This is a genomic window from Mediterranea sp. An20 (assembly GCF_002160055.1).
GTDB classification, from domain to species: domain Bacteria; phylum Bacteroidota; class Bacteroidia; order Bacteroidales; family Bacteroidaceae; genus Bacteroides; species Bacteroides avicola.
The window spans coordinates 85593-109410 of record NZ_NFJV01000013.1; the positions used below are offsets into that span (position 1 = coordinate 85593).

At 49.8% G+C, this 23818-nt stretch carries 19 protein-coding genes and 1 pseudogene; 9 read left to right on the forward strand and 11 right to left on the reverse strand.

The window, feature by feature from the left end:
• Positions 1 to 98: 98 nt before the first annotated feature.
• A complete protein-coding gene (locus B5F34_RS09250; protein WP_087337754.1) occupies positions 99 to 1457 on the reverse strand; it encodes an ATP-binding protein in 1359 nt (452 codons plus the stop codon).
• Positions 1454 to 2788 (reverse strand): sigma-54 dependent transcriptional regulator, encoded by a 1335-nt coding sequence (locus B5F34_RS09255; RefSeq protein WP_087337757.1) that lies wholly within the window; start codon positions 2786 to 2788, stop codon positions 1454 to 1456. Before B5F34_RS09255 ends, B5F34_RS09250 begins: the two co-directional genes overlap by 4 nt.
• 244 nt (positions 2789 to 3032) lie before the next feature.
• Here B5F34_RS09255 and B5F34_RS09260 point away from each other — a divergent pair, with 244 nt between their 5' ends.
• From B5F34_RS09260 to B5F34_RS09270, 3 genes are all read left to right on the forward strand, one after another.
• Complete coding sequence (locus B5F34_RS09260) at positions 3033 to 5342, forward strand: ABC transporter permease (RefSeq protein ID WP_087337760.1); 2310 nt, start codon at positions 3033 to 3035, stop codon at positions 5340 to 5342.
• A gap of 141 nt (positions 5343 to 5483) precedes the next feature.
• Positions 5484 to 6161 carry an ABC transporter ATP-binding protein gene (locus tag B5F34_RS09265; RefSeq protein WP_087337763.1) on the forward strand — a complete coding sequence of 226 codons (678 nt, stop codon included), beginning with the start codon at positions 5484 to 5486 and terminating at the stop codon, positions 6159 to 6161.
• 253 nt (positions 6162 to 6414) lie between these two features.
• Positions 6415 to 8724: an FtsX-like permease family protein gene (locus B5F34_RS09270; protein ID WP_087337766.1), complete on the forward strand. Its 2310-nt coding sequence runs from the start codon at positions 6415 to 6417 to the stop codon at positions 8722 to 8724.
• 72 nt (positions 8725 to 8796) lie between these two features.
• On the opposite strand, the gene B5F34_RS09275 is transcribed toward B5F34_RS09270, so the two are convergent.
• A complete protein-coding gene (locus B5F34_RS09275; RefSeq protein ID WP_087337769.1) occupies positions 8797 to 9024 on the reverse strand; it encodes a winged helix-turn-helix domain-containing protein in 228 nt (75 codons plus the stop codon).
• 101 nt (positions 9025 to 9125) lie between these two features.
• A complete protein-coding gene (locus B5F34_RS09280) occupies positions 9126 to 10484 on the reverse strand; it encodes an MATE family efflux transporter (protein ID WP_087337772.1) in 1359 nt (452 codons plus the stop codon).
• Positions 10485 to 10615: 131 nt separating this feature from the next.
• On the opposite strand from B5F34_RS09280, the gene B5F34_RS09285 reads away from it, so the two are divergent.
• The 3 genes from B5F34_RS09285 to B5F34_RS09295 are packed head-to-tail and all read left to right on the forward strand — an operon-like array spanning position 10616 to position 13054.
• The gene (locus B5F34_RS09285; RefSeq protein WP_087337775.1) at positions 10616 to 11269 is read left to right on the forward strand and encodes an HAD family hydrolase; all 654 of its coding nucleotides are present in this window, start codon (positions 10616 to 10618) and stop codon (positions 11267 to 11269) included.
• Positions 11270 to 11307: 38 nt separating this feature from the next.
• Positions 11308 to 12129: a 3-methyl-2-oxobutanoate hydroxymethyltransferase gene (gene panB, locus B5F34_RS09290; protein ID WP_087337777.1), complete on the forward strand. Its 822-nt coding sequence runs from the start codon at positions 11308 to 11310 to the stop codon at positions 12127 to 12129.
• Positions 12110 to 13054 (forward strand): hypothetical protein, encoded by a 945-nt coding sequence (locus B5F34_RS09295; protein ID WP_087337780.1) that lies wholly within the window; start codon positions 12110 to 12112, stop codon positions 13052 to 13054. Before panB ends, B5F34_RS09295 begins: the two co-directional genes overlap by 20 nt.
• Here the strand turns inward: B5F34_RS09295 and B5F34_RS09300 are convergent.
• The 3 genes from B5F34_RS09300 to B5F34_RS09310 all read right to left on the reverse strand — a co-directional run bounded on the left by B5F34_RS09300 (position 13030) and on the right by B5F34_RS09310 (position 15930).
• Positions 13030 to 13401, reverse strand: a complete 372-nt coding sequence (locus B5F34_RS09300; protein WP_087337783.1) for a diacylglycerol kinase family protein — start codon at positions 13399 to 13401, stop codon at positions 13030 to 13032. The genes B5F34_RS09295 and B5F34_RS09300 overlap by 25 nt on opposite strands.
• A 16-nt stretch (positions 13402 to 13417) precedes the next feature.
• Positions 13418 to 14395 carry an endonuclease/exonuclease/phosphatase family protein gene (locus B5F34_RS09305; protein WP_162609311.1) on the reverse strand — a complete coding sequence of 326 codons (978 nt, stop codon included), beginning with the start codon at positions 14393 to 14395 and terminating at the stop codon, positions 13418 to 13420.
• 74 nt (positions 14396 to 14469) lie between these two features.
• Complete coding sequence (locus B5F34_RS09310; protein ID WP_087337790.1) at positions 14470 to 15930, reverse strand: aminoacyl-histidine dipeptidase; 1461 nt, start codon at positions 15928 to 15930, stop codon at positions 14470 to 14472.
• A 148-nt stretch (positions 15931 to 16078) separates the two neighbouring features.
• Between B5F34_RS09310 and B5F34_RS09315 the strand changes: the two genes are divergently transcribed.
• Positions 16079 to 16303, forward strand: a complete 225-nt coding sequence (locus B5F34_RS09315; protein ID WP_087337839.1) for a hypothetical protein — start codon at positions 16079 to 16081, stop codon at positions 16301 to 16303.
• 47 nt (positions 16304 to 16350) lie between these two features.
• A complete protein-coding gene (locus tag B5F34_RS09320; protein WP_087337793.1) occupies positions 16351 to 16950 on the forward strand; it encodes an OmpH family outer membrane protein in 600 nt (199 codons plus the stop codon).
• A gap of 193 nt (positions 16951 to 17143) precedes the next feature.
• Here B5F34_RS09320 and B5F34_RS09325 read toward each other — a convergent pair whose 3' ends face one another.
• The gene (locus B5F34_RS09325) at positions 17144 to 18454 is read right to left on the reverse strand and encodes a hemolysin family protein (protein WP_087337796.1); all 1311 of its coding nucleotides are present in this window, start codon (positions 18452 to 18454) and stop codon (positions 17144 to 17146) included.
• A 73-nt stretch (positions 18455 to 18527) separates the two neighbouring features.
• On the opposite strand from B5F34_RS09325, the gene B5F34_RS09330 reads away from it, so the two are divergent.
• The gene (locus B5F34_RS09330; RefSeq protein WP_087337799.1) at positions 18528 to 19373 is read left to right on the forward strand and encodes an alpha/beta hydrolase family protein; all 846 of its coding nucleotides are present in this window, start codon (positions 18528 to 18530) and stop codon (positions 19371 to 19373) included.
• A gap of 388 nt (positions 19374 to 19761) precedes the next feature.
• Here B5F34_RS09330 and B5F34_RS09335 read toward each other — a convergent pair whose 3' ends face one another.
• From B5F34_RS09335 to B5F34_RS17570, 3 genes and pseudogenes are all read right to left on the reverse strand, one after another.
• Entirely contained in the window at positions 19762 to 22089 is a 2328-nt protein-coding gene (locus B5F34_RS09335; RefSeq protein ID WP_087337803.1) for a family 20 glycosylhydrolase, read from the reverse strand.
• Positions 22090 to 22403: 314 nt separating this feature from the next.
• Positions 22404 to 23249: an Rpn family recombination-promoting nuclease/putative transposase gene (locus B5F34_RS09340; RefSeq protein ID WP_239448901.1), complete on the reverse strand. Its 846-nt coding sequence runs from the start codon at positions 23247 to 23249 to the stop codon at positions 22404 to 22406.
• Positions 23250 to 23356: 107 nt separating this feature from the next.
• Positions 23357 to 23818: pseudogene (locus tag B5F34_RS17570) on the reverse strand (hypothetical protein); the annotation flags it as partial.

Genomic DNA, 23818 nt, shown 5'->3' on the forward strand with positions numbered 1-23818 from the left:
GGGCTAATTTGTGGTTCTTCCCTTATGATTAGGTCTATATTTTTATGCGATTGGGCGGAAATATGGTTGTGTAAGGGAGTTACACCTCTGTGGAGATGTCAATCAAACTTCAGCCGGAAGGTGGTGGGCTGGCCCGTCATGAGTGTGAGACTGCCTCCGGAGAGTCGCATAATTTGTCTGGAGATGCTCAGTCCGATGCCGCTTCCGTCTTCTTTGGTAGTGAAGAAAGGGATAAAAATCTGTTCGGCCACTTCAGGCGGTATGGCGGGACCATTGTTGCTGACCTCGATGATGACCGCCTCCGATTCGTCGCAGTAGCTTCGGATGGAGATGCGTCCTTCTTTGCATAGGTCGGGATCGGTTCCGATAGCCTGTATGGCGTTTTTCAGCAGGTTGGTCATGACTTGTCCGATAAGGTTTTCGTCGGCATGCAGGATGAGGTCACCGGGTGACACTTCGGTGTCGAAAACGATGTGCACGTCGGGATGCTGGTGGCGGGCCAGTTGGATCATACGATAGAGAAACCCTTTCACATAGAACAAGGTGGGTACGGGGGAGGGAATGTGGGTGAACTTGCGGTAGGTTTCGACGAATGCCAGCAACCCCTTGCCGGTGGCACTGATGGTTTGTAGTCCGTTGCTTATTTCTTCGCGGGGCGCTCCTTGCGAGGTGAGAGTGAGCAGTGTGTCGCTCAGCGAGGTGATAGGGGTAACGCTGTTCATGATTTCATGCGTCAGCACCCGGGTGAGCTGTATCCACGAGTCTATTTCCTTCTCGTCCAGTTCGTCATTGATGTCATTAAGTGTCAGTATGCGCAAGTGTTCGTTGTGCAGGGTGATGTCGCTGACACGCACCAGCAGGTTGAACGCCCCGCGTTCGTTGTGCAAGGGTATCTGCATTGTCTCGCCCGTCCGACAAGTTGCGAAGCGGTTGGTGAGTGTGGGGTCGATGCGTTCCAACTGTCTGATATGGGTAAAGACCTCAAGGCCCAGCAGACGTAGGGCTTCACTGTTTTTTTGGTAAACGGCCCCTTTGTCGTTCAGCACCACGATTCCGGTGTGTATACATTCCAGTATCAGTTCGTAGTATTTCTCTTGTTGGACGGTTTCTTTCTTTACATTATATAATAGGTGTACAATGCGGTTCAATGCACTGTTGACAAAATAGGCATGGTTGTTGCGGTCATCTTCGGGGAAGCGGATGGAATAGTCGTTATTCTCCACGGCATCGAGCAGGAAGAGCACCTGGCGGTCATACTGCCGTTGCGTCCTGTACAGTTTGCCAATCAGCAGAGGCAAGGTAGCCGTCAGCCCGATTGCCCAAGGCAAAGGGGTGGTTAAGAGTGGCAGATGGATGTCGGCGTGCAAGATGACGAGGGTCCATGCTCCACCTGTCAGGAGGGTTGCCACAAGAAGCAGGGCGGTATAGGTTATCTGGGTACGGGTTGTTTGGTTCATAAGCCGTATTTCTTCATTTTGTTGTAGAGGGTCTGGCGTGTGATGTCCAGTTGGGCAGCTACGGCCGAGAGGTTTCCCGAGCACGTGGCAAGGGCTTTGCGAATCATTTGCCGCTCCATCTCTTCGAGGGTGGAAGCAGGAGCTGCTTCATCGACCGTTTCTCCGGTTTGTTGCAGTTGGAACACCTCGGCGGGCAGGGTGGGGCCATCGCCTATGATAACAGCCTTTTCGATGGCGTGCTCCAGTTCCCGGATGTTTCCTTTCCACGGGTGGCGTGACAGTTTTCCGCGTGCCTCTTCCGTCAGGTGCAGTTCTCCTTTGTCGTATTTTTGGGCAAAACGGACGATAAACTTTTCGGCCAAGGGCAGAATGTCTTGCGGACGTTCGCGAAGTGGTGGAATCTCCAAGTGGATGGTATTGATGCGGTAGAGCAGGTCTTCGCGGAACTCGCCCCGCTGCACCAGGGCGGGCAGGTTTCGGTTGGTGGCGCAGATAAGCCGGATGTCTACGGGAATGGGCGTGTTGCTGCCTACGCGGACAATGCTACGGCGTTGGAGGGCGGTAAGCAGTTTTGCCTGTAGGTGGTAAGGCAGGTTACCTATCTCGTCGAGGAAGAGCGTGCCGTGGTCTGCTGCTTCGAACTTGCCCGGGCGGTCGGCGCGGGCGTCGGTAAAAGCCCCTTTCACGTGGCCGAACAGTTCGCTTTCGAACAACGTTTCCGTCACGGCTCCCATGTCTACCGTTACCATCGGATGCCCGTCCCGTTGCGAGAGGCGGTGCAGTTCGCGGGCCAGCATTTCCTTTCCTGTACCGTTTTCGCCGGTGATGAGCACGTTGGCATCGGTGGCGGCAACTTTTTCCACCATCTTGCGCAGTTGCAGCATGGCACTGCTTTCTCCCCAATACATGTCGGGCGTTTCTGCCGGGCGTTCCTCTTGGCGGCTACGGGCCGGGGCGGCAGCTTTCAGCAGGGTGTCAGTCAGCTTCTGGTTGTCCCAAGGCTTCACTACAAAGTCTGTGGCCCCCTCTTTGATGCCCCTTACCGCCAAGTCGATATCGGCGTAGGCTGTAAAGAGCACTACGGGCAGCTTGGGGCGCAGGCGCAACACCTCGTGCAGCCAATAAAGCCCCTCGTTACCGTTGTTGATGCCCGAGGTGAAGTTCATGTCGAGCAGCAGCACGTTCCATTCTGTCTCGCGCAAGACTGAGGGCAGCGTGACGGGTGAGGGCAACAACTCTATGCGGTTGAAGTAGGGCTTCAGTAATAATTGCAGGGCGGTCAGCACGTTGCGGTTATCGTCCACTATAAGTATGTTTCCGTTTTTCTTCATGCCAGATGTGGTTTTATTTCCTTGCAAATATAGGACTTTTGGCTGAAACCTGTATCAGGAGCTTCTTCTTTTGCGTCGTTCCTTATCCGGTTGAAGGTGTCTAATTATTTGACACTACTGTCTAATTATTAGACACTCTGTGCAGGCGTCATTTATCATATCTTCCCTGTTTATCAGACAGATAAAAGTTTGGCATGGTTTTGGCATTAGCTAAAGAGAAGAAACTGATAATAAGCACAACGATATGAAACAACTGCATTACGTCATTCAGACCCTGCTTCACTCCAAGGGGAGCAATCTGTTGAAGGTCGTCTCCCTCGGACTGGGGCTGACGATGAGCATCCTGCTCTTTGCCCGCGTGGCTTTCGAGCAGAGTTACGATACGTGTTTTCCCGACACCGACCGCCTCTATCAGGTGTGGAGCCAGTTTACGGTGAAGGGCGAGAAGCTGGACTGGCAGCAACAGAACTGCGGTCCTGTGGCGGGCGGCATCCTGGAGAGCTTTCCCGAACAGGTAGAATCGGCCACGTGCACCAGCCGCTGGATGGCTTCTTCGCCGCTGTATTATGGCAACACCCGTTTCAACGAGACGAAGATTGCCGCCGACTCGCTCTTTTTCCGTACCATGGGCATCGAGGTGTTGAGCGGCAATCCTGTGAAGGACCTCCAGCAGCCCAATATCGTTTACCTGAGCGAAACGCTGGCGGAGAAGATGTTTGGCGGTGAAAATCCCATTGGCAAGGTCGTCAGCTATAATCACGAGCGTGATTTGACCGTGCGCGGCACCTACGCCGACCTGCCGGACAACACTACCGTGAAGGCCGATGCCGTCATCTCTCTGCCTCCATCGTGGGCGGCAGAGGTGGCCAATTACTCGTGGAGAGGGGGCGATTCTTACCTTCAATACATTCGCCTGAAGCCGGGTGTGGATGCCGAGACACTGAACAGCCGCTTAGGAGCGATGGTGGACAAATACCGCCCTGAGGAAGACAAGAAATTTGGCTACACAGCCAAGATAGCTCCTTTGCGTGATACCTATCGGGGCTACGACTCAGTGAGCCGTTCCAAGGTCATCCTGCTGGTGATGGGCTTCTCCATTCTCTTCATCGCCGCACTGAACTATGCTCTTATCTCCATCTCGTCATTGTCGCGCCGGGCTAAGGCCGTGGGCGTGCAGAAGTGCAATGGGGCCAGCAGCGCAGGTATCTTCGGGATGTTTCTGGCAGAGACAACCCTCATCATCGGTCTGGCCTTGGTGGTTATGGTATTCCTGCTCTTTGCCTTTCAGGACTTTGTGGAGGACACGGCTGCCACACGGCTGGCCAATCTCTTTACGGGCAACCGTCTTTGGGTGCCTGTCGGGACGGTGGTGTTACTTTTCTTGATTGGCGGCGTGCTGCCGGGGCAGCTGTTTGCCCGCATTCCGGTGACGCAGGTGTTCCGCCGATATACCGAGGGCAAGAAGGGGTGGAAGCGTCCGCTGCTGTTCGTGCAGTTTGCCGGGGTGGCCTTCATCTGCGGCGTGATGTGGATGGTGGCGGCGCAATATAGCTATGTAATGAACAAAGACATGGGTTTCAGTCCCGCCCGCGTGGCAGTGACCAGCTGGATTGGCATTAATAAAGAAGTGGGCGATCAAGTGAAGGCCCAGTTCCTGAATATGCCTTATGTGGAAGCCATGACCTATTCCGGCACTTCCACACCGGTGGATGGATATAGCGGTACCATGGTCAATAACGAAGCCGGGCAGCCCTTGTTTTCCTCGCGCTACGATGCCTGGCCGGAGGATTATGCCAACGTTATGGGCATGACGCTCTTGGAGGGGCGTATGCCTCGTACCGGGGGTGAAGTACTGGTGAATGAGACATTGGCAAAGATGATGCACTGGGGCGACAAGGTCGTGGGAAGGCAACTGAACGATGGGTCGAACAACACGGTGGTCGGCCTGCTGAAGGATTTCCAGATAGGAGGGTTCTATTTGGAGCCCATGCCCTTCATAGGCTATTACATGTACTATCCCTACGGTATCTTTGCCTTTAAACTGAAAGAACCTTTCGGCGACAACCTGCTGAAGTTGCAGCAGGCTCTGGCCGATGCCTTTCCCGGACGGACCGTTGATGTCTACTCGTTGGAAGCAAAGGTGGCCGACTTGTACAATCCCGTCCGCGTCCTGCGCAACGCCATGATGGTGGCCGCCTTGGTCATGTTCTTAGTGATGCTGATGGGCTTGCTGGGCTATACGGCCGACGAAGTGCAGCGCCGTTCCAAGGAGATTGCCATCCGCAAGGTCAACGGAGCGGAGGCTACGGGCATCCTCGAACTGCTGGGCCGCGACATCCTCTGGGTGGCTGTGCCGGCGGTGGTGGTCGGTGTGTGCGCCTCGGCCTACGTCAACGGGTTGTGGATGGACATCTTCTCTGCCCGTGTCTCTGCCGGATGGGCAGTCTATGTGCTCGTGGCCATCGTCAACCTGCTGGTCATCCTGGGCTGCGTGCTGTGGCGCACGTGGCACATTGCCAACGAGAATCCCGTCTTGAGCCTGAAAAGCGAGTAAAAGCTGTAACAATGGTTATGTTACGACGTAACAATGGCTTTGTTACAGTGTAACAATGGCTGTGTTACACTGTAACATTCCTCACTTTACAACGTGTTACAACCACATGTATTTCATTCATCATTTAAAATAACCATCCTTATGATTCAGATTAATAACATCAGCAAAGTATTCCGCACATCGGAAGTAGAAACCGTGGCCCTCAACCACGTCAACCTCGAAGTGAACGAAGGCGAGTTCGTCGCCATCATGGGTCCCTCGGGCTGCGGCAAGTCCACCCTGTTGAACATCCTCGGCTTGCTGGACAATCCTACCGAAGGCAGTTATAAACTCCTGGGCCAGGAGGTGGCGCAACTCAAGGAGAAAGAGCGCACCCGCGTCCGCAAGGGCAAGTTGGGCTTCGTCTTCCAGAGCTTCAACCTGATTGACGAACTCAACGTCTTCGAGAATGTTGAACTGCCTCTGACCTACCTCGGCATCAAGTCTGCCGAACGGAAGGAGATGGTGAACAACATCCTGCGCCGTATGAACATCGGTCATCGCGCCAAGCATTTCCCGCAGCAACTCAGTGGCGGTCAGCAGCAGCGTGTGGCCATCGCCCGCGCCGTGGTCACCAATCCCAAGCTAATCTTAGCGGACGAGCCGACAGGTAACCTCGATTCGAAGAACGGCGCCGAGGTGATGAACCTCCTGACCGAACTGAATAAGGAAGGCACGACTATTGTCATGGTGACACACTCTCAGCACGATGCTTCCTTTGCCCATCGCACGGTGCACCTGTTCGACGGAAGCGTGGTGGCGAATACGAAGAATATGTAGTCCCCTCAACTCCCCCCGAAGGGGGAGCTTAGGAATATTACTATACTGAATAACCAACATCCGGTGGTGGCCTGGTATGTGCCGGGCAGGTCAATATCAGTGTGTTGCATTTTGCCGGGCTGGCGTTGCTGCTGTTGGCCATCATTGTCTGTATCGTGGTGCTGAGAGCCTGGCGCATCGCCAATGAAAATCCGGTGAAGAGCATCAAGAGCGAATAGTCACCGATATATTTAAAAGACATGATTCATAGAAAATGAGACACTTATATTATACTTTACAGACTTTTCGTCGGGGGCGTTCGTCCAGCTTCATTACGGTGGTTTCTTTGGCTGCCGGTCTGTTGATGTCCGTGTTCCTTTTTGCCCGCATAGCCTTTGAACTCAGCTACGACAGTTGTTTTCGGGAGGCTGACAAGCTGTATCTGATAAAAAACACTTGGATTATAGACGGAAAGCCGGGGCTGGAAGCCGAGGTAGTTCTTCATGCCGTGCCGGGCACGATTGCCGAACTTTATCCCGACCGTGTGACGGGAGCCACTGTGATGCCTGCCGTGAGTCTTACAAACGATTACCGGATAGGCGAACGGCAGGTGAAGTTGGGCACGCTGATGGGCGACACGCTCTTTTTCTCCGTGATGGGGCTGGACGTGCTGCGCGGCAATCCGCAGGAATTGGGCAATCCTGATGTGCTCTTCCTCTCCGAATCCGGCGCGCGCCGGCTGTTTGGTGATGAAGACCCCATCGGGCAGACGGTGACCTACGACTTCATCTGGAGCGATGTCACGCTGACGGTCAAAGGTATCTTCCGCGACGTGCCCCTCAACAACTCCCTGCCCCTCTACGAAAGGGGGTTGGAGGCTGTCGTGTCTTTTCCCAGCATCTGGAAGCATACCCAGTGGAGCCAGGGATGGAATTCCGGTGGCAACTATATGGGCTATGTCCGCTTACGCTCGAAGGAGGATGCCGCCTGGCTGAATGAACGGCTGACGGCTGCCCTGAGCCGCTACATCCCTGCTGATGCAGGACTCGACATCAGTGCGCGTTTGGTGCCCGTGCGTGATCTCCACATCTCCCAGCCCGATGTGCGCCGCCGGGTGGCCATCATGTCCCTGCTGGGCGTAGTGTTGTTGTTGGTCACGGCGTTGAACTATGTGCTGGCATCCGTTTCGTCGCTCACCCGACGGGCTAAGACTGTGGCCGTACACAAGTGCAGCGGGGCAGACATGGGCAACATCTTCTGCCAGTTCCTGTTGGAAACGGCGGTCGTGGTGTTGGCCGCTCTGCTGTTGGCTACCGGTTGCGTGGTCCTGCTGCCGGGGTTGATGGAGGAAATGGCGGGTATGCCGTTGGCCGAGCTTTTTGCCTGGAACAACCTTTATGCGCCGTTGGCGGCTGTGGCAGTGTTGTTCTTGTTGGGCGGCTGTCTGCCTGCGGTGTTGTTTGCCCGCATTCCGGTGACGCAGGTGTTCCGCCGTTACACCTCCGGTCGGCGCGGATGGAAACGTGTCCTATTGGTGGTACAGTTTGCAGGAGCCGCATTTATCCTGGGCATGATGCTGGTGGTGGCAATGCAGTATGTACACATGGTGAGCCGTGACCGTGGCTGGAATCCCGAAAGGGTAGCCTTTGTCTGGAACCGCGATTTGGACGGCGACCAGCTACTGACGCAGTTGCGCCACTTGCCATACGTGGAAGCTGTGGCCTCGTCGAATCAGACCATGCTGGGTTTCGGCAGCAACCGAGGCATAACGGATGCTCAGGGCAACGCGATGTTTACGCCGCGCAATACCTGGTTTGATGCCGACTACCTGCCCCTTATCGGCTTGAAACTGAAAGAGGGGCATAACCTGACGGGCGACCGCCAACTGCTGGTGAATCTTCCTTTCTGCCGGAAGATGGGCTGGACGGACAGCCCCATCGGCAAGCCGGTGAACGACTATGGCACGGTGGTCGGTCTGTTGGACAGCTTCGCCTTCCCCGGTTCGCCGGACGATGACGTGCCGGTGATGATAGAGTGGCAGGAGGGCGTGGGCAGCACCCTTTCCGTCCGTCTGAAAGCCCCTTTCGATGACAACCTGCGTCGTCTGAACGAAGACATGGGGCGTATCTATCCCCAGACGGAACTTGTCTTTAAGTCCATGACAACCATGATGCTGAAATATGCCGAGCCGGTGCGTATTTTCCGCAACGTCACGCTGATGGCTTCCATCACCATTCTCTTTATCATCTTGCTCGGTGTGACCAGTTACGTGAATGACGAAATTCGCCTGCGCTCCAAAGAGATTGCCATCCGCAAGGTGAACGGTGCGGAGACAACGGACATTCTCTGGCTGCTGTCGCGTGAAGTATGGTGGATGGCTTTCCCGTCTGTGTTGCTGGGGATGGGTGGTGCTTACCTGGCGGGGCAAGTGTGGTGTCGCCAGTTTCAGGATGTAGTGCCGATAGGGGGGATGTCTTATGTCTTGCTGGCTGTCGGCTTGCTTTTGCTTATCCTTTGCCTGGTGTGCGTCAAGGCCTGGCATATAGCCAATGAGAATCCGGTAGAGAGCATCAAGAGCGAATAGGCTTGTATAAATAAGAAAGGGGAGGCACCGTTGACGGATGCTTCCCCTTTTCTGCAACTTTTCAAGAGTTGTTTAACCAAAGTAATCACACAGCGTAAGGTAAATGATGGTCTTTCGTCCTACCTTACTTTCCTCAATTTGAATTTTCCCTTCGCGTGCCAGCCAGCCGATGGCAGCGTTCATGTCGCGGTCGGCAAGTCCTGTGGCTTCCTTTACTTCCGCATATTCCCACTTGCGGTGTTCGCTGGCCAACTGGCGCCAGACGATGCCTGAATTGATACCAATACTTTCTACGTTCATAACATTTAGATATTAAAAGTTAGTAGTACGGGACAAAGATACAAAATCTTCTGTAAATATCGCAGTTATGCTTCCATTTTGTATTGTTCTGTCATTTGGCTTCATGTCCCTGATACCTGCGTCTGTTTCTGCTTCCTGATGTACCACCACAAGGCCGCCACGGCAGTCAGGAATGCCAGCAGGTCACTTACCGGCAGGCTCATCCACACACCATCAAGTCCCCAGATTGTAGGGAACAGAAGCAGACCCGGCAGAAGGAATATGAGCTGGCGAGTCAGCGACATGAACAGGCTGGTTTTGGCCATGCCGATGTTCTGGAAGAAGTTGCCGATGACAATCTGCGCTCCGATGACCGGGAACATGGCCACGCAGATGCGCAATCCGTGGGCAGCCATACCGATAAGGTGGTCGTCGGAAGTGAAAATGGCTGATACTGCATGGGGAAACAACTCACAGATAAGGAAGCCACTGGTGGTGATGCAGACTCCAGATATGATGGCCAGGCGTAACGTTTGCTTGACACGTTCAGGCTTGCGCGCGCCGAAGTTGTAGCCGATGATAGGTTGCATGCCCATTGTCAGCCCCATGACAATCATCAGATAAAGCATCAGCAGGCGGTTGATAATGCCGTAGGCACCGATGGCCATGTCGCCTCCATGGTTCCGCAGGCTGTTGTTGATGATGATGACAATGACACAGGCCGTAATGTTCATTAAGAAAGGCGACATGCCGATGGAGAAAATGCTACCCACAATGCGACGCTCCAGCCGCAGGTAAGGACGTTGCAGGCGAATGTCGCTTTTCTTGTTTAAAAAGTGGTTCAGCACCCATAACATTCCGATAAATTGTGCGCAGATAGTGGCTAAGGCTGCTCCGCGGATGCCCCATCCGAATTGGAAGATAAACAGGGGAGCCAACATGACGTTGACCAGCACGCTGGTCATCGAGGTCAGCATGGCTTTCTTGGGGTGACCTGTAGCACGCATGACATAGTTCAGCCCAATCATAACGTAGGCAAAAGGTGTTCCTGCCAGGATAATTTGCATGAAGTCGCGGGCATAGGGCAGTGTCTCGGCACTGGCTCCGAAAAAGCGCAGGATCTCGTCCAGGAAGATAAACGTCAGTCCTCCAAAGAATATGGAATTGACGATACACAGCAACAGGGTGTTGCCCAGCACCTTGTTCACGCCTACCATGTCTCGCTGCCCTAATCGGATAGATGAGATGGTCGAGCCTCCAGCCGACACTAAGTTGCCGAAAGCTGCCGTCAGGTTCATCAATGGAAAGGTGATGGCTAAGCCTGCAATAGCCATCGGACCTACGCCGTGACCGATAAAGATGCTGTCGATAATGTTGTAAAGCGACACAATGGTCATACCGATAATGGCCGGAATGGAGTATTGCAGCAACAACTTGCCGATGGGCTCCGTGCCCATAAGATGAGGATTGTTCTGGTTCATATCGTTATATATAATAATGTGTAAGCTTGATGTGGGACAAAAAACCGTGCAAAGGTACGAAATATCTTGCATCTCTCAGATAGATTTCAGACCTTTGTGCCCGAATTAACGCGCGACAATAAGATTTAAGTATGGATACGACTACCGCAATATGCAAGGCCGTCCTCTTCGACTTCGACGGCGTGATAGTGGATACCGAAGGGCAATACAGCCGTTTCTGGAACCGGGTGGGAGCCGACTATCTGGGCGATCCCGCTTTTGGCGACTGTGTGAAAGGGCAAACGCTTGTCTACCTCTTTGACAAATTCTTTCCCGATTCTGACACGCAGCGCCGGCTGACCGACGAGTTGAACCGCTTCGAGCAACAGATGACCTATGATTATGTGCCAGGTGTACTGGACTTTCTGGAAGACTTGCGCTGCCATGATGTGCGCACCGCTATCGTCACCAGCTCGAATGCCCGGAAGATGGCTGCCGTTTATCGGCAACGTCCCGAGATTCCTACCTTGTTTGACCGCATTCTTACAGCTGAAATGTTCCGTCACTCTAAACCCGATCCGGACTGTTATCTGTTGGGTATGCGTCTCTTTGGCGTTGACGCTTCTTCAACCTGTATATTCGAGGATTCCTTTAATGGCCTGAAGGCGGGCATGGCTTCAGACGCTACAGTCATAGGTTTAGCCACAACCAATTCTCGGGAAGCCATTGCTCCGTTGTGTCATCACGTGCTGGACGACTTCTGCCATTTCACATACGCAGATATGAACGCTATATTAACTCATTAACCATTAATCATTAACCATTAATCATTAACCATTAACTTATGGCTGGATATATTTCTGAAGATACTCGTAAAGTGACTACCCATCGCCTCGTAGAGATGAAGCAGAGGGGCGAAAAAATATCTATGCTGACCTCGTATGATTATACGATGGCACAGATTGTGGACGGTGCCGGGATGGATGTTATCCTGGTGGGCGATTCTGCCTCCAACGTTATGGCTGGCAATGTGACGACGCTGCCTATCACGCTCGACCAAATGATTTATCATGCTAAAAGTGTGGTGCGTGGCGTAAAGCGTGCCATGGTGGTGGTAGATATGCCTTTTGGCTCTTATCAAGGCAATGAACTGGAAGGACTCGCTTCTGCCATCCGTATCATGAAGGAAAGTCATGCCGATGCCTTGAAGATGGAAGGCGGTGAGGAAATCATTGGTACAGTGAAGCGTATTATCAGTGCGGGCATCCCGGTTATGGGACACTTGGGCCTGATGCCGCAGAGCATCAACAGATATGGCACTTATACCGTCCGCGCCAAAGATGAGGCTGAAGCAGACAAGCTGGTGCGTGATGCCCATTTGCTGGAAGAAGCCGGCTGTTTTGGTCTGGTGCTGGAGAAGATTCCCGCTGCACTGGCTGGTCGTGTGGCACACGAACTGAATATTCCTGTTATAGGCATCGGGGCAGGAGGGGATGTAGACGGTCAGGTGCTGGTTGTTCAGGATATGCTGGGCATGAACAATGGGTTCCGTCCACGTTTCTTGCGCCGTTATGCCGATCTGCATACGGTGATGACCGATGCCATCAGCCGTTATATCTCTGATGTGAAGACTTCTGACTTCCCCAATGAAAAAGAACAGTATTGATAACCGGTCGCTGTGCAACCGCAATTATGTACTGACTTGTGCGGCAGGCTTCCTGTTGTATGTTTTGGTATATGCAGTGATTGTGTCTGTGACTGTTCATCATTCGGGATGGGCAGGTGATATTTGTTTCCCTTTTGCTATGGGGATGCTTATTGTCGGTCCTTTTCATGCCTGGCTGGCCGATAAGTTTCGCCGCAAACATATTTTGACTTATCCGTTTCTGGGCTTGCTAGTGGTGGCTTGGGGATATGCGCATGTGCTTACGTCCCAGCAGTTCTCACTCCTGGCATTATTGCAGGGCATGTGTTTCGGATTGGCTTCATCGGCAGGCATCACACTCAGCATTGATGTGGTGCATTCAGGACATCGCACGAAGGCCAACATGGTATATTCTCTGGTCTGCGGGTTGGGCATGGCAACCGGAATCATGGGCGGTCTGTGGATGCCTGGTGCTGATTCTTATAATTGGATGTGGCCGGTCATAGCAGGCATTGTCGGTTTGGCGTCGGCATCGTTTATCTATGTGCCATTTCGCGCTCCTATTGGTTTGCCTGTATGCAGTACAGACCGTTATTTATTGGGGCGGGCGTTGCTTCCGGCTGTCAACGTAGGAGTTGTCTCTTTTGCGTGCGGCTGGTTGGCAGTTTCCGTTCCTTGGGGGATAGCGGGTTTATTGCTTCTTGCTGTGTTGTCACCTCTGTTGGTTCGGATGTTTGTTAAATTGTCCCATCACTGCCAGCGTGCCACTGGTAATATGACTTTTCATTTGTGGATGGATGCCGGATTGCTGTTTGGTATACAGACCGGCACTTTGTCATGGGATGCAGATACGAGCATCTGGTGGCCGCTTCTGTTGCTCCTGTCGGGTGTACTGGTGTTTTTCCTTATTACCCGTATCTATTACAGGAAGATGCGGGTCAGGTAAGGCACAAAAATAATTAATCCTACGGCAATCGCCGCCAGAGCGCATACTAATACTGCTCCGGCGGCGATGTCTTTTACCTGACCTGCTATAGGATGCCGTTGCGGCGAAACGAAGTCCACCAGCCGTTCGATAGCGGTATTAAATAGTTCGGCTGCTATGACGAGACCGATGCATAGTATGACAGCTATCCATTCATTGCGGGATATATCGAATCCTATGCCGGCAATGATTACCGCCAGGGAAGTTATCAGATGAAAACTCAGGTTTTGTTCTTTGCCTATACAGCCACGGATGCCTTGCCAGGCATAACCGAAACTGTGAAGCTGTTTTTTGTAATCGTAATGCATATTGGTTGTTGAGGGGTTAATATATGAGGCGGAACTCGGTATAAACCGGTAGGTGGTCGCTGAATCCACCTTGGTATTTCATGCCGTAGTAAGTACGGAAAGGTTGCATTCCTCCAAATTTTATGTCATCTGTCAGCAGGAAAGGAGCAGTAAAAACATTGGCTTGTCTTTCTGATGTTTGCAGAGGTGCATCCGGTTGTAGCAATGTGCCCGACACGATGATGTGGTCCAGCCACTGCCAGGCACCTTGGTATTTGTAAGTGCCTCTATGCTTCTGTGCGGAGGCTTTTCGTGCCAGCAGATGATAAAGACGTTGTTTCTCCGGTTGTGCCGGAGGAGCTTCGGCTTGCAATGTAACGCGGACGGAGGGACTGTGTGGATAGTCGTTGAAGTCTCCCATAATAATGATTTGTGGGTGGCGGCGTATCTGAAAAAGACTGTCGGTTGTTCTTTTGAGTCGTTCTGCCGCTTTTTTCCGGTAGGGAGCCGAAAGTTTGGCTCCTCCGGAGCGGGACGGGAAATGGGCTACCAGTACGTCCAGCGTATCGCGGTTCAACAACAATCCTCCCACGTGTAGGATATCCCGTGTAGGGCGGTTATTCTTGTGGGCTTTTTCTACATATAGATTTTGTTGGAAGAGCGGCTTGAACAGACCTCGTTGGTAGAGTAGGGCTACATTAATGCCTCTTTCGTCCGGTGATGAAGTGATGAGATAGCGGTAACCGCTTTCGCGCAAAGCTGAATAGCGTGTAAGGTCTGTAAGTACAGTGTCATTCTCCACTTCGCACAATGCTACAAGAGCCGGAGGAGTCCATCCGCCTACAGCAACAATGACACGGGCAATGTTGTCCAGTTTCTTTTTATACTTGAAGTAATTCCAACGGCGTGTGGCATTCGGCAGAAACTCTTCGTCTTTTTTCAGAGAATCATCTTGACAGTCAAACAGATTCTCTACATTATAACTCATGACGTGAAATGTCACTGTGTCCCGCATTTCTTGTGCCTGCCCCGTTAGGAGGCAGGCTACAAGAATGACAAATAGTAAGCAGTGTCGTTTCACCTATACAGTTATTTTTTATGTGGTATGTGCTTTAAAATATCCAGCAGGTGTTCCCAGAAACGTTCTACGCTGAGGATGTCCATACATTCGTCGGGCGAGTGGACACCTTGCAAGGTGGGACCGAACGAAATCATGTCCAGCGAAGGATATTTGTCAAGGAACAGGCCGCATTCCAGTCCGGCATGAATGGCTTTGACTTTGGCTTCTGTGCCAAACAAGCGTTTATATGATTCTGTAGCGATTTCCAGTATTTCAGAGTGTGTGTTCGGTTTCCATCCCGGATAGCCGTCACTGTGGGAAATGCTGGCGCCTGCCAGGTCGAAGACGGTGCGTACCATGTTGGCTATATCCTGCTTGGACGATGCAGTAGAACTGCGTTGACTGGTTTCGATGCGGATGATATGGTCTGGCTTCATTTTTACGGAAGCCAGATTGGTCGACGTTTCCACTAAGCCGGGGATGTCCTGGCTCATGGCATATACACCATGAGGTATGGCGTAAAGTGCCTGGATGAGGCGTTTGGCAGTGTCTCGGTCTATGGCATGGGAAGATACCTGTTCTGACTCAAGAACAATCTGCATGTCAGGGTCGGTAACAGCATACTCTGCTTCTACTTCGGCAGCAAAGATATTGAGTTCGGCACGAAGAGCGTGTTTGTCCGCTTCGGGTACTGCAATAACCGCATAAGCCTCTCGCGGGATAGCGTTGCGCAGGTTGCCGCCATTTATTTGGCAGAGGTACATGTCGTGTTGCCGGTAAGTCTGGCTCAGAAAGCGGGTCAGCAGTTTGTTAGCATTGGCGCGTCCCAAGTGAATGTCACCTCCGGAGTGTCCTCCTGTCAGACCTTTGACTTGCACTTTGGCATAGAAATATCCTTGCGGTACATCTATCTCTTGATAAGCAAATTCGCCTACCGAATCTACACCGCCTGCACAACCGATAAACAGTTCGCCTTCGTCTTCCGAATCCAGATTCAGCAAAATGTCGGCATGCAGAAAACCTTCTTTCAGCGCAAATGCTCCTGTCAGTCCCGTTTCTTCATCTACAGTGAACAGACATTCCAGCGGACCATGTTCGATGCTGTCATCAGACAAAATGGCTAACGCAGTGGCCACGCCAATTCCGTTATCTGCTCCCAAGGTCGTTCCTTGAGCCTTCATCCAATTGCCTTCTATGACAGTTACAATGGGGTCTGCCATAAAATCGTGCTGTACATCGTGATTCTTTTCGCACACCATATCTACATGAGCTTGCAGAGCTACGGTTTTGCATTGTTCCATCCCCGGTGTGGCTGGTTTCTTAATCAGTACGTTTCCTGCTTCGTCTGTCAAAGTTTCCAGATGATGTTCTCTTCCGAAATCTTGCAGGTAAGCTATTATTTTTTCTTCATGTTTAGAAGGCCGCGGCACTTGACAAATCTCTTCGAAATACCGGAAAACCCCGGTCGGTTTCAAATCTTTCTTTTCCATATTTCCCGTGTTAGGTGGTTTATGAATGTTTTATTGTTAAATATAGTCAAAATGATTATCTATTTTATTCTTGTATTTCTTTTTTATGGTAAAAATAGTGGTGTAGTTCGTGCAAACCTCTATCTTTGCACCCGCAAATTTAAATGAAATGCTTGATACAATACTGATAACATTGTTAATAGTTGCTATTTGTGTGCTATTATTGGGTGTAAAGGTCTTTTTTGTAAAAGGTGGAAAGTTTCCCAATATGCACGTGAGTGGTAATAAGGCTTTGCGTGATAAGGGTATCGGGTGTGTGCAGTCTCAAGACCGTGAAGCACGCCGGAAGCGTTCTTTTTCTTTGGAAGAAGTGGAGAAAAGTTTGCATAACTGAAAAAAACAAGGAATTTAATTAAACTAAAAATAATATTGTCTGACATTATGAAGAGATTGAACTATCTTGTAAACGGTCTGGCTGCTTTGGCGCTTATCGTTTTGTTTTCTCAATGCGGTGGAAATTCCGGTCAGCAGACTACTGCTGTCGCAGCTTCTGCCGATGGTGTTTCGGGTTTAAAGATTGCTTATGTGGAAGTAGATACGCTTTTGAGCAAGTATAAGTTCTGTATAGACTTGAATGAAGCTATGGTGAAGAAGAGTGAGAATGTCCGTCTGACCTTGAATCAAAAAGCCAGTGATTTGGATAAGCAGAAGCAGGAGTTCCAGACTAAGGTTCAGAACAACGCCTATCTGTCTCCCGAAAGAGCCCAGCAGGAATACAACCGTATTGCCAAACTGGAACAAGACTTGCAGAATCTGAGCAATAAGCTGCAATCGGAACTGATGAGCGAGAACGAGAAAAACAGCATTCAGCTTCGTGATTCTATCAATAACTTCTTAAAAGAATACAACAAGGATAAAGGATACGACTTTATCATCAGCAATACAGGTTTTGATAATTTGCTGTATGCCAACGATGCTTATAACATCACGCAGGAAATCCTTGATGGTTTGAATGCGCGTTATACTCCGGAGAAGAAATAAATATCTTATTGTATATCCCAAATAAAAATCCGTCAGTAGCCTATGGGTCACTGGCGGATTTTTATTTGTACAAGTCTTTTGTCAAAAAGGGATATATAGCGACAAAGAGCAGTTATGCCTGTCTGTGTCTTGTGCCAGACAGAACCGGCAGAAAGAGTTTGTTGCTTTTTCGGTGTGAACCCCTACAATGGCTCTACTTCTCCTCCTTTCCTTCTTCATCTTCGTTGTGTTTCACTACCAGAAGCTTGTCTACTCGTCCGCGGTCCATGTCTACTACTTCGAAATCCAGATTCTGGTAGCTGAACAAGTCACCGGCTTTGGGTACTCTTCCTATCAGGAACATGGCTAATCCGCTGAGGGTTGTGAAATCTTCTTCTTTCAGGTCATCATAATTCATAATGCCCATAGCTTCCATAAAGTCGTCCAGGTTCATGGAGGCCTCCACTAATAATGAACCGTCCTGGCGCGAAACAATCTCTTCTTCTTCCGTTTCGTTTTCTTCCAGAATATCGCCAAAGATGCTTTCTGTCAGGTCGTGTAGGGTGATGATACCCTCTGTGTTGCCATATTCATCGACCACTACGCCAAATTTGTTCTTGTTTTTCTTGAACAGCTCCAGTACTTTCTTGGCATACAAGCTCTCAGGAATGAAAAGGGCCGGGCGGGCGATATTACGCAAGTTAAAGGGCTGGTTGCTTCCCAGCATGATAATGATGTCTTTTACAGATACAACGCCGATGACTTCATCCTTCCCGTTTTCCACCAATAAGTATTTGCTGAAATGCTGTTCGCGGATGATACGCAGCACGTCTTCGCGCGTGTCAGTGGGATGCATCACTACAATGTCGCGGCGGTAAGTCATCAGGTCGTTGGCACGTTTGTCCGAGAAACGGAATACATCACGTAGCATTTCTGTTTCTTCCTTGTCTATCACTCCCTGTTCCGAGCTTTGGTGCAGAATCATTCTCAGTTCTTCCTGCGTCATCTGGCGTTCTTCGTTATCTTCCAGCCCGATGAGCTTGTTGACCAGTTTGGTAGAAGCACTGAGCAGACAAACAAACGGGTAGGATATGTTCTTTACGGTTATCATAAGCGGGCTGAGTCTTGTCGCCCATTTTTCAGGGTCGCTCAGTGCGATGGATTTGGGTACCAATTCGCCAATGATGAGCGAGAGATAAGTGATGGCAACCACTACAATGGCCACGGATAGTGTATGCGCATAGGGTTCGGCGCCGGGAATAAGCAGGAACAAAGGTTCCACCTCGTCGGACAGCGTAGCACCGCCATACGCACCCGATACAATTCCGATAAGAGTGATTCCGATTTGAATGGTAGAGAGGAATTTTTCGGGTTCTTCCAGCTGCTTAAGCACATCCTTGGCTCTTTTGTTGCCTTTTCCTACTAAAGTTTCAAGTCGTGCTTTACTGGAAGACACCAGTGCTAATTCATACATGGCAAAGATGCCGTTAAAAATCAATAAAAGTAGAATTATTAAAAAGTCCATAAAGGGATTTAAATGGTTTCTGGCGCAAATATACTAATTTTGTAGGAAATAACAGCAATTTATTTTTAAAACGATGAAAAATATGATGAGAAAATTTGGTTTGCTAAGTGTTTTGTTGCTTTGGGTTTGTATTTCTTTGCAAGCTGCGCGGGTAGATACACTGATGGTTCACAGTCCTTCGATGAAGAAAACGGTAGAGGTCGTGTTTATTGTCCCTGATCAATCGTGTGGAGAGAATCCGCAATCCTGCCCGGTGGTTTATTTGCTTCACGGTCATGGAGGCAATGCGAAAACTTGGATTGGTATAAAGCCTGAATTGCCTGCCATAGCCGATGAGAAAGGAATGATATTTGTCTGTCCGGACGCTGAGAATAGTTGGTATTGGGATAGTCCTCTGCGAAAAGATTACCGGTATGAGACATTTGTCGCTTCTGAATTGGTCGATTATACCGACAGCCATTATGCGACGCGGGCAGACCGCAAGTTTCGTGCCATTTCAGGGCTCAGCATGGGAGGACATGGGGCTTTGTGGCTTTCTATCCGCCATAAAGATACATTTGGTGCGGCGGCCAGCATGAGTGGCGGCGCGGATATACGTCCCTTTCCTGACAGTTGGAATATGAAGGAACAGTTGGGGGAATATGCTTCCAATAAGGATGTATGGGATGCACATACGGTTATGAGTCAGTTAGATAGAATCAGTAATGGCGACATCGCCCTATTGATAGATTGTGGGGATGACGATTTCTTCTTAGAAGTCAATCAGGAGTTACATCGACAATTGTTGTCCCGCAAAATAGGCCATGACTTCATTACCCGCCCGGGTGCACATACTGTTACATATTGGAACAATTCCATAGACTATCATTTGCTGTTTTTTCAGAAATTTTTCGCAAAAGGAGAGCAGGTCGGGCAATAATTGGGGAGTTGTCCTTTACCGTCCCGTATCTTACCTTCTTTCCCCTTGCCCTTTGTCGCAAATAGTCTTCCTTTTTCCTCTTGTTGGGAGATGTTGTCTGTTCCTGGGTATAAGAAGTCTATTGTTAAGCACTACGGAGCAGTCTTCTTATCTATAAGCGGTCCGCTTCCAATATATAGGCAATTTCAATGGAATGTCTGGTATTGTGCGTCAGGAGTCTTTGGGGCTACAGCGGGGGTAACGGTGAAAAAAATATGGGGGTGTGCCGGAATGCAAAACGATTACCATTTTGCTTTGTGATCTCGACACACCTCCATAATTAGTGTTCTATCTTCTATTTTCGACTTTACCTTCTCGGTAAACCGGTAGAATAGGCAGAGGACATTTATTATTGTATAGCTATCTCATCCAAAAACAGGAACGTCTTCTTTCCGGCTCCAGGGTGCCATTGAGGCAACACCGGTGTATTCTTGCCTACAATCCGGACATAATGTGCTTTAGTCTTATTGAAAGAGATTTCTTCGCGTTTCAACACATTGTTTTTACTGCCTTTTTCTAAGGTTGGAATAGATTTGGAGGCTATTTTATGGAAGTTTTTTCCATCTTCAGACACATAGACCTCTAATCCGGTAAGCCCGAAAATATAGTCGCCTGGAACCAGATAGGTACCGATAGAAACAGATGATATTTCTTTTTCTTCCTGCAGGTCGACAACAGCATCGAAGTTTTGGCCGTAAATACCCAGATACCGTCCGGAGCGATAATTATCGTCACCGGTCAAACCATCTACCAGCAACTGGGCACCTTTGTAAGTGAAGCCGGCATCTGGCGTGCAGTTCAGTGTGATGGGGCGCATTGTGGCCAGATTGTATTCCAGCGTGGTTGTAGCCGTGCTGCTTTCCCGTCCGTTGCGTATAGCTTTGGCCTTGATAGTGGTTGTTTCTCCTTTCAGGGTAAACGGTTGCGTATAGACTGGTGATTCTGCGGTAGGTTCTGAACCATCTGTGGTGTAGAAGACCGGTGCATTGTCGAAAGTCGTCAGGCTGACAACCGCTTCACCGCCTTCTCCTTGAGGCCCGGCACTGATTGTTACATCTTCTATATCTTCCTTATAATGATAACCGGATAGAGCGTACAAATCCAATTGATGGCGTAATCGCTTTAAAAAAGAGTTGAGGTCTTTTTGTGCGGGATTACTCCATTGCAGTTCACTCAATGCTGCGATACGTGGCATCATTTGCCATTCCATCTTCACACTGTCTTTGGTCCATTCAGTCCAGATGCAACCCTGTACACCGATAATATTTTCTTTTTCTTCCTCTGTCAGTTTGGGGGAAGCCGGTTCGAAGTTATACACCCGGCCTACGCTGTTTACACCTTTCAGCCGGTTATAGCCAGGATTACTGAAATAAAGGTGGGTGATAGGGCATACAATGGTTTGGTGCCCTAATTGTGCCGATCTGATAGAAGCCGGAACGCCGGTCCATGCCATGACAGTAGTTGTTTGAGGGTCGGGGTTTCCTTCCAGGATTTCGTCCCATGCCAGCATCTTTTTTCCGCGCTTGGCAATTTCTTTTTCCACCTCACTCATGAAGTAAACCTGCAGTTGGTTCTCTTTGCTATGCTCTTTGGTGTCCCGCAAGCCCAGTTCACGTATTTTAGCCTGGCATTTAGGACATTTTTTCCATTCTGTTTTCGGGCATTCGTCCCCACCTATATGTATGTAAGGTGCGTCCGGAAAGATATCCATAATCTCATTGATTACGTCTTTGGCAAATTGCAGTGTCTTTTCATTGCCGCCGCACAATACATCTTTGAATACTCCGAATTGGGTTGCCACTTCATACGGGCCACCGGTGCAGCCCAATTCCGGATAAGAAGCAAGGGCTGCCAGCATGTGTCCCGGCATATCAACTTCGGGAATGACAGTGATAAACCGTTCGGCTGCATAGGCAACAATTTCTTTCGCTTGGCTTTGTGTGTAGAATCCTTTTACGGGTGTACCATCAAATTTTCCGGAGCCAGGGGCTGTGATGGTTTCTTTGCGTACCGAACCTATTTCAGTAAGCTTTGGGTATTTTTTTATCTCGATACGCCAGCCTTGATCTTCAGTCAGGTGCCAGTGGAAATAGTTGATATTATGCAAAGCCATTACATCAATCAACTCTTTCAGATAATCTATTGAGAAGAAGTGTCGTCCTACGTCAATCATAAAGCCACGGTAGCCGTATTGGGGAAAGTCTTTGACTGTTCCTGCGGGTAAGGAGCCAAGCGCCTTTCCTTCCGTGATGGGGAGTGCCTTATGGATAGTTTGTGTGCCGTAGAACACGCCAGCTTCGGTTTGTCCGTTCAGTATGACTTGGTCGGAAGTAATGTTCAGAATATATCCTTCCTTTTGTGGAATAGACGGATCCAGTCCCAAAACAATGCAGTTTTTTCCTGCTTTTGTCCCAGTTTTAACTTCTGTACCTGTCACTTCCTTGATATAAGTAGCCAGAAGATGGGCCGTATGTTCTAACTTGGCGTTACCTTCGGGATAACAGATGGTGGTAGAAGAACGGATAACGAAAGGTGAAGCATCTGCCGTTTCCGTGATTTCTTGTGGCAAAGGGATTACGTTCAGATTACCGGTCTGAATTTCTTTGGGTGAACAAGCCAGCAGACTTCCACCTGCCAGCAGGCCGACAATCCACATTTTTACTTGATTTTTTGTCATAGCAGTATTTTTTAGGATGATATTGTTGGGGGACAAAGATAATATAAAAAAGTGAGGTACCGGATAAATCGCAGGAATATGATTGAAGATAAATGATTTATGAAACTTTGACGAATGGGATGGGTGTTGACTGGGAATGTGAAAATATTTGCTTTGCAGAGGCAACTGCCCCAAAAGGAGATTTGTCCACACACAGATAACGCAGATTCTAATGATTAAAAAGCTATTATCCATTAGAACCTGCGTTATCTGTGTGTGGACAAAATATCCTCTTGGGGCAGTTTGAGAATATTTTATTGAATGAATTTGTGTGCTTACAAGGCGGCGATTTCGTCAGCAGACAATCCGGTTGCCTGTGCAATCAACGTAGTATCCATCCCCAGCGTTTTCAAATTGCGGGCTGTTTCCAGAATACCTTCAGCTCGTCCTTCATACCAACCAGTCTTGATAACGCTGCGTTGATACCTCAAAGCTTCCATGTCACGCTTATAGGCTTGCCGGTCGGCTGGCGGAAGGCAATCCACCCGGAGTTTTTCTCGCGCTTCTGGCAACCCTTTTGCAGTGGCATCTTCTTCAATCCGTCCTGTTTTCAAGAACTGGATCCATTCGTCCAGTGGAGTCTTTGCCACAGTGTCGAAATCATTCACACGCAGTACATAATACTCGGGGAAGATATCACCTGCATCCTTGCCCACAAACAGTTCACGCTGACGGACGGACAATTGTAATACATCATCCGGATTATGAAGACCACGGAAAATGGTCTTGCCGTGATATACGTAATCTTTCCCTTGGCCTAAATCAAAGTAGACGATATTGATAGAGTAGAACTTCCGCACCTTTTCATAGTCGTCTCCCAAGTTGATATACTCAGAGATAGTCTTCGACACGCCATAGAGCATCCGGTGGAAATAGTCCAGTTCCCGGTTGTTCTGCACTTCAATGATAAGCAACCGTCCTTTGGAGTCTTCCACCAGCATGTCTGCCCTGTTGAACTTGTCATCGGCATCCTGCTGGTTGGATTCACTCTCCAAAAAGCGGCAGATGTGCAAATCGTCTTCCAACAACGTCGAGAGGAAACCTTCCAATACCACGTAGTTGCTCTTGTCGCGAAGCAGGCGTTTCATCGCCCAGTCAAAACGGATCAGGTTGTCGTTCATACTTCTATGATATTTCATGTGTTACACCATGCAAAGAAGCAAAGATGCTTCCAATTTTCCAAGTGCCAGGAACGAAAACTACACCTGGCAATCTCTGTAACCTTCCTTTATTCAGATAACAAAGCAGATACTGTTTCTTCAGACACCGCCAATACAGAAGCTATATCTTTCACGGACATACCGCGCTGAGACAGATTCCGGACAGTTGTGCGCAAGATAGATTTTTGTTGCTCTATTTCTTGAGATTTCTGCTCGATCTCCTGGGTCTTCAGTTCAATCTCTTTATCTTTCATCATGATGGCTGTATCCCGTGCCTCTATTTCAGACAGTATCTCGTCTTCCACCTGCATCTCCCGTCTGACATCGGGAGAAGCTGCCGCCATCACCAGGCGGTTCACCAGCAACCGCCCTTCCTTATCCATGCCCTCGTCATTTATCTGAAGGAAATGAACATCCGTAGCCATCCGGCATTCCTGGTCGAAAACGCTCAGCAGACGTTCCAGATGATTGCGTGCCCGTCCCTGCAGGTAAGGGATTTGGACGATGATGCTGTCATGCGTCAGGCTTTC

Bases quoted from the DNA above. Each gene is read 5' to 3' on its own strand.
- B5F34_RS09270 (WP_087337766.1), top strand. From the start codon at position 6,415: ATGAGACACTTATATTATACTTTACAGACTTTTCGTCGGGGGCGTTCG.
- panB (WP_087337777.1), top strand. From the start codon at position 11,308: ATGGCTGGATATATTTCTGAAGATACTCGTAAAGTGACTACCCATCGC.
- B5F34_RS09340 (WP_239448901.1), bottom strand. From the start codon at position 23,249: ATGAACGACAACCTGATCCGTTTTGACTGGGCGATGAAACGCCTGCTT.
- B5F34_RS09285 (WP_087337775.1), top strand. From the start codon at position 10,616: ATGGATACGACTACCGCAATATGCAAGGCCGTCCTCTTCGACTTCGAC.
- B5F34_RS09275 (WP_087337769.1), bottom strand. From the start codon at position 9,024: ATGAACGTAGAAAGTATTGGTATCAATTCAGGCATCGTCTGGCGCCAG.
- B5F34_RS09300 (WP_087337783.1), bottom strand. From the start codon at position 13,401: ATGCATTACGATTACAAAAAACAGCTTCACAGTTTCGGTTATGCCTGG.
- B5F34_RS09305 (WP_162609311.1), bottom strand. From the start codon at position 14,395: ATGCGGGACACAGTGACATTTCACGTCATGAGTTATAATGTAGAGAAT.
- B5F34_RS09325 (WP_087337796.1), bottom strand. From the start codon at position 18,454: ATGGACTTTTTAATAATTCTACTTTTATTGATTTTTAACGGCATCTTT.
- B5F34_RS09310 (WP_087337790.1), bottom strand. From the start codon at position 15,930: ATGGAAAAGAAAGATTTGAAACCGACCGGGGTTTTCCGGTATTTCGAA.
- B5F34_RS09280 (WP_087337772.1), bottom strand. From the start codon at position 10,484: ATGAACCAGAACAATCCTCATCTTATGGGCACGGAGCCCATCGGCAAG.
- B5F34_RS09260 (WP_087337760.1), top strand. From the start codon at position 3,033: ATGAAACAACTGCATTACGTCATTCAGACCCTGCTTCACTCCAAGGGG.
- B5F34_RS09330 (WP_087337799.1), top strand. From the start codon at position 18,528: ATGAAAAATATGATGAGAAAATTTGGTTTGCTAAGTGTTTTGTTGCTT.
- B5F34_RS09265 (WP_087337763.1), top strand. From the start codon at position 5,484: ATGATTCAGATTAATAACATCAGCAAAGTATTCCGCACATCGGAAGTA.
- B5F34_RS09255 (WP_087337757.1), bottom strand. From the start codon at position 2,788: ATGAAGAAAAACGGAAACATACTTATAGTGGACGATAACCGCAACGTG.
- B5F34_RS09250 (WP_087337754.1), bottom strand. From the start codon at position 1,457: ATGAACCAAACAACCCGTACCCAGATAACCTATACCGCCCTGCTTCTT.
- B5F34_RS09320 (WP_087337793.1), top strand. From the start codon at position 16,351: ATGAAGAGATTGAACTATCTTGTAAACGGTCTGGCTGCTTTGGCGCTT.
- B5F34_RS09295 (WP_087337780.1), top strand. From the start codon at position 12,110: ATGAAAAAGAACAGTATTGATAACCGGTCGCTGTGCAACCGCAATTAT.
- B5F34_RS09315 (WP_087337839.1), top strand. From the start codon at position 16,079: ATGCTTGATACAATACTGATAACATTGTTAATAGTTGCTATTTGTGTG.
- B5F34_RS09335 (WP_087337803.1), bottom strand. From the start codon at position 22,089: ATGACAAAAAATCAAGTAAAAATGTGGATTGTCGGCCTGCTGGCAGGT.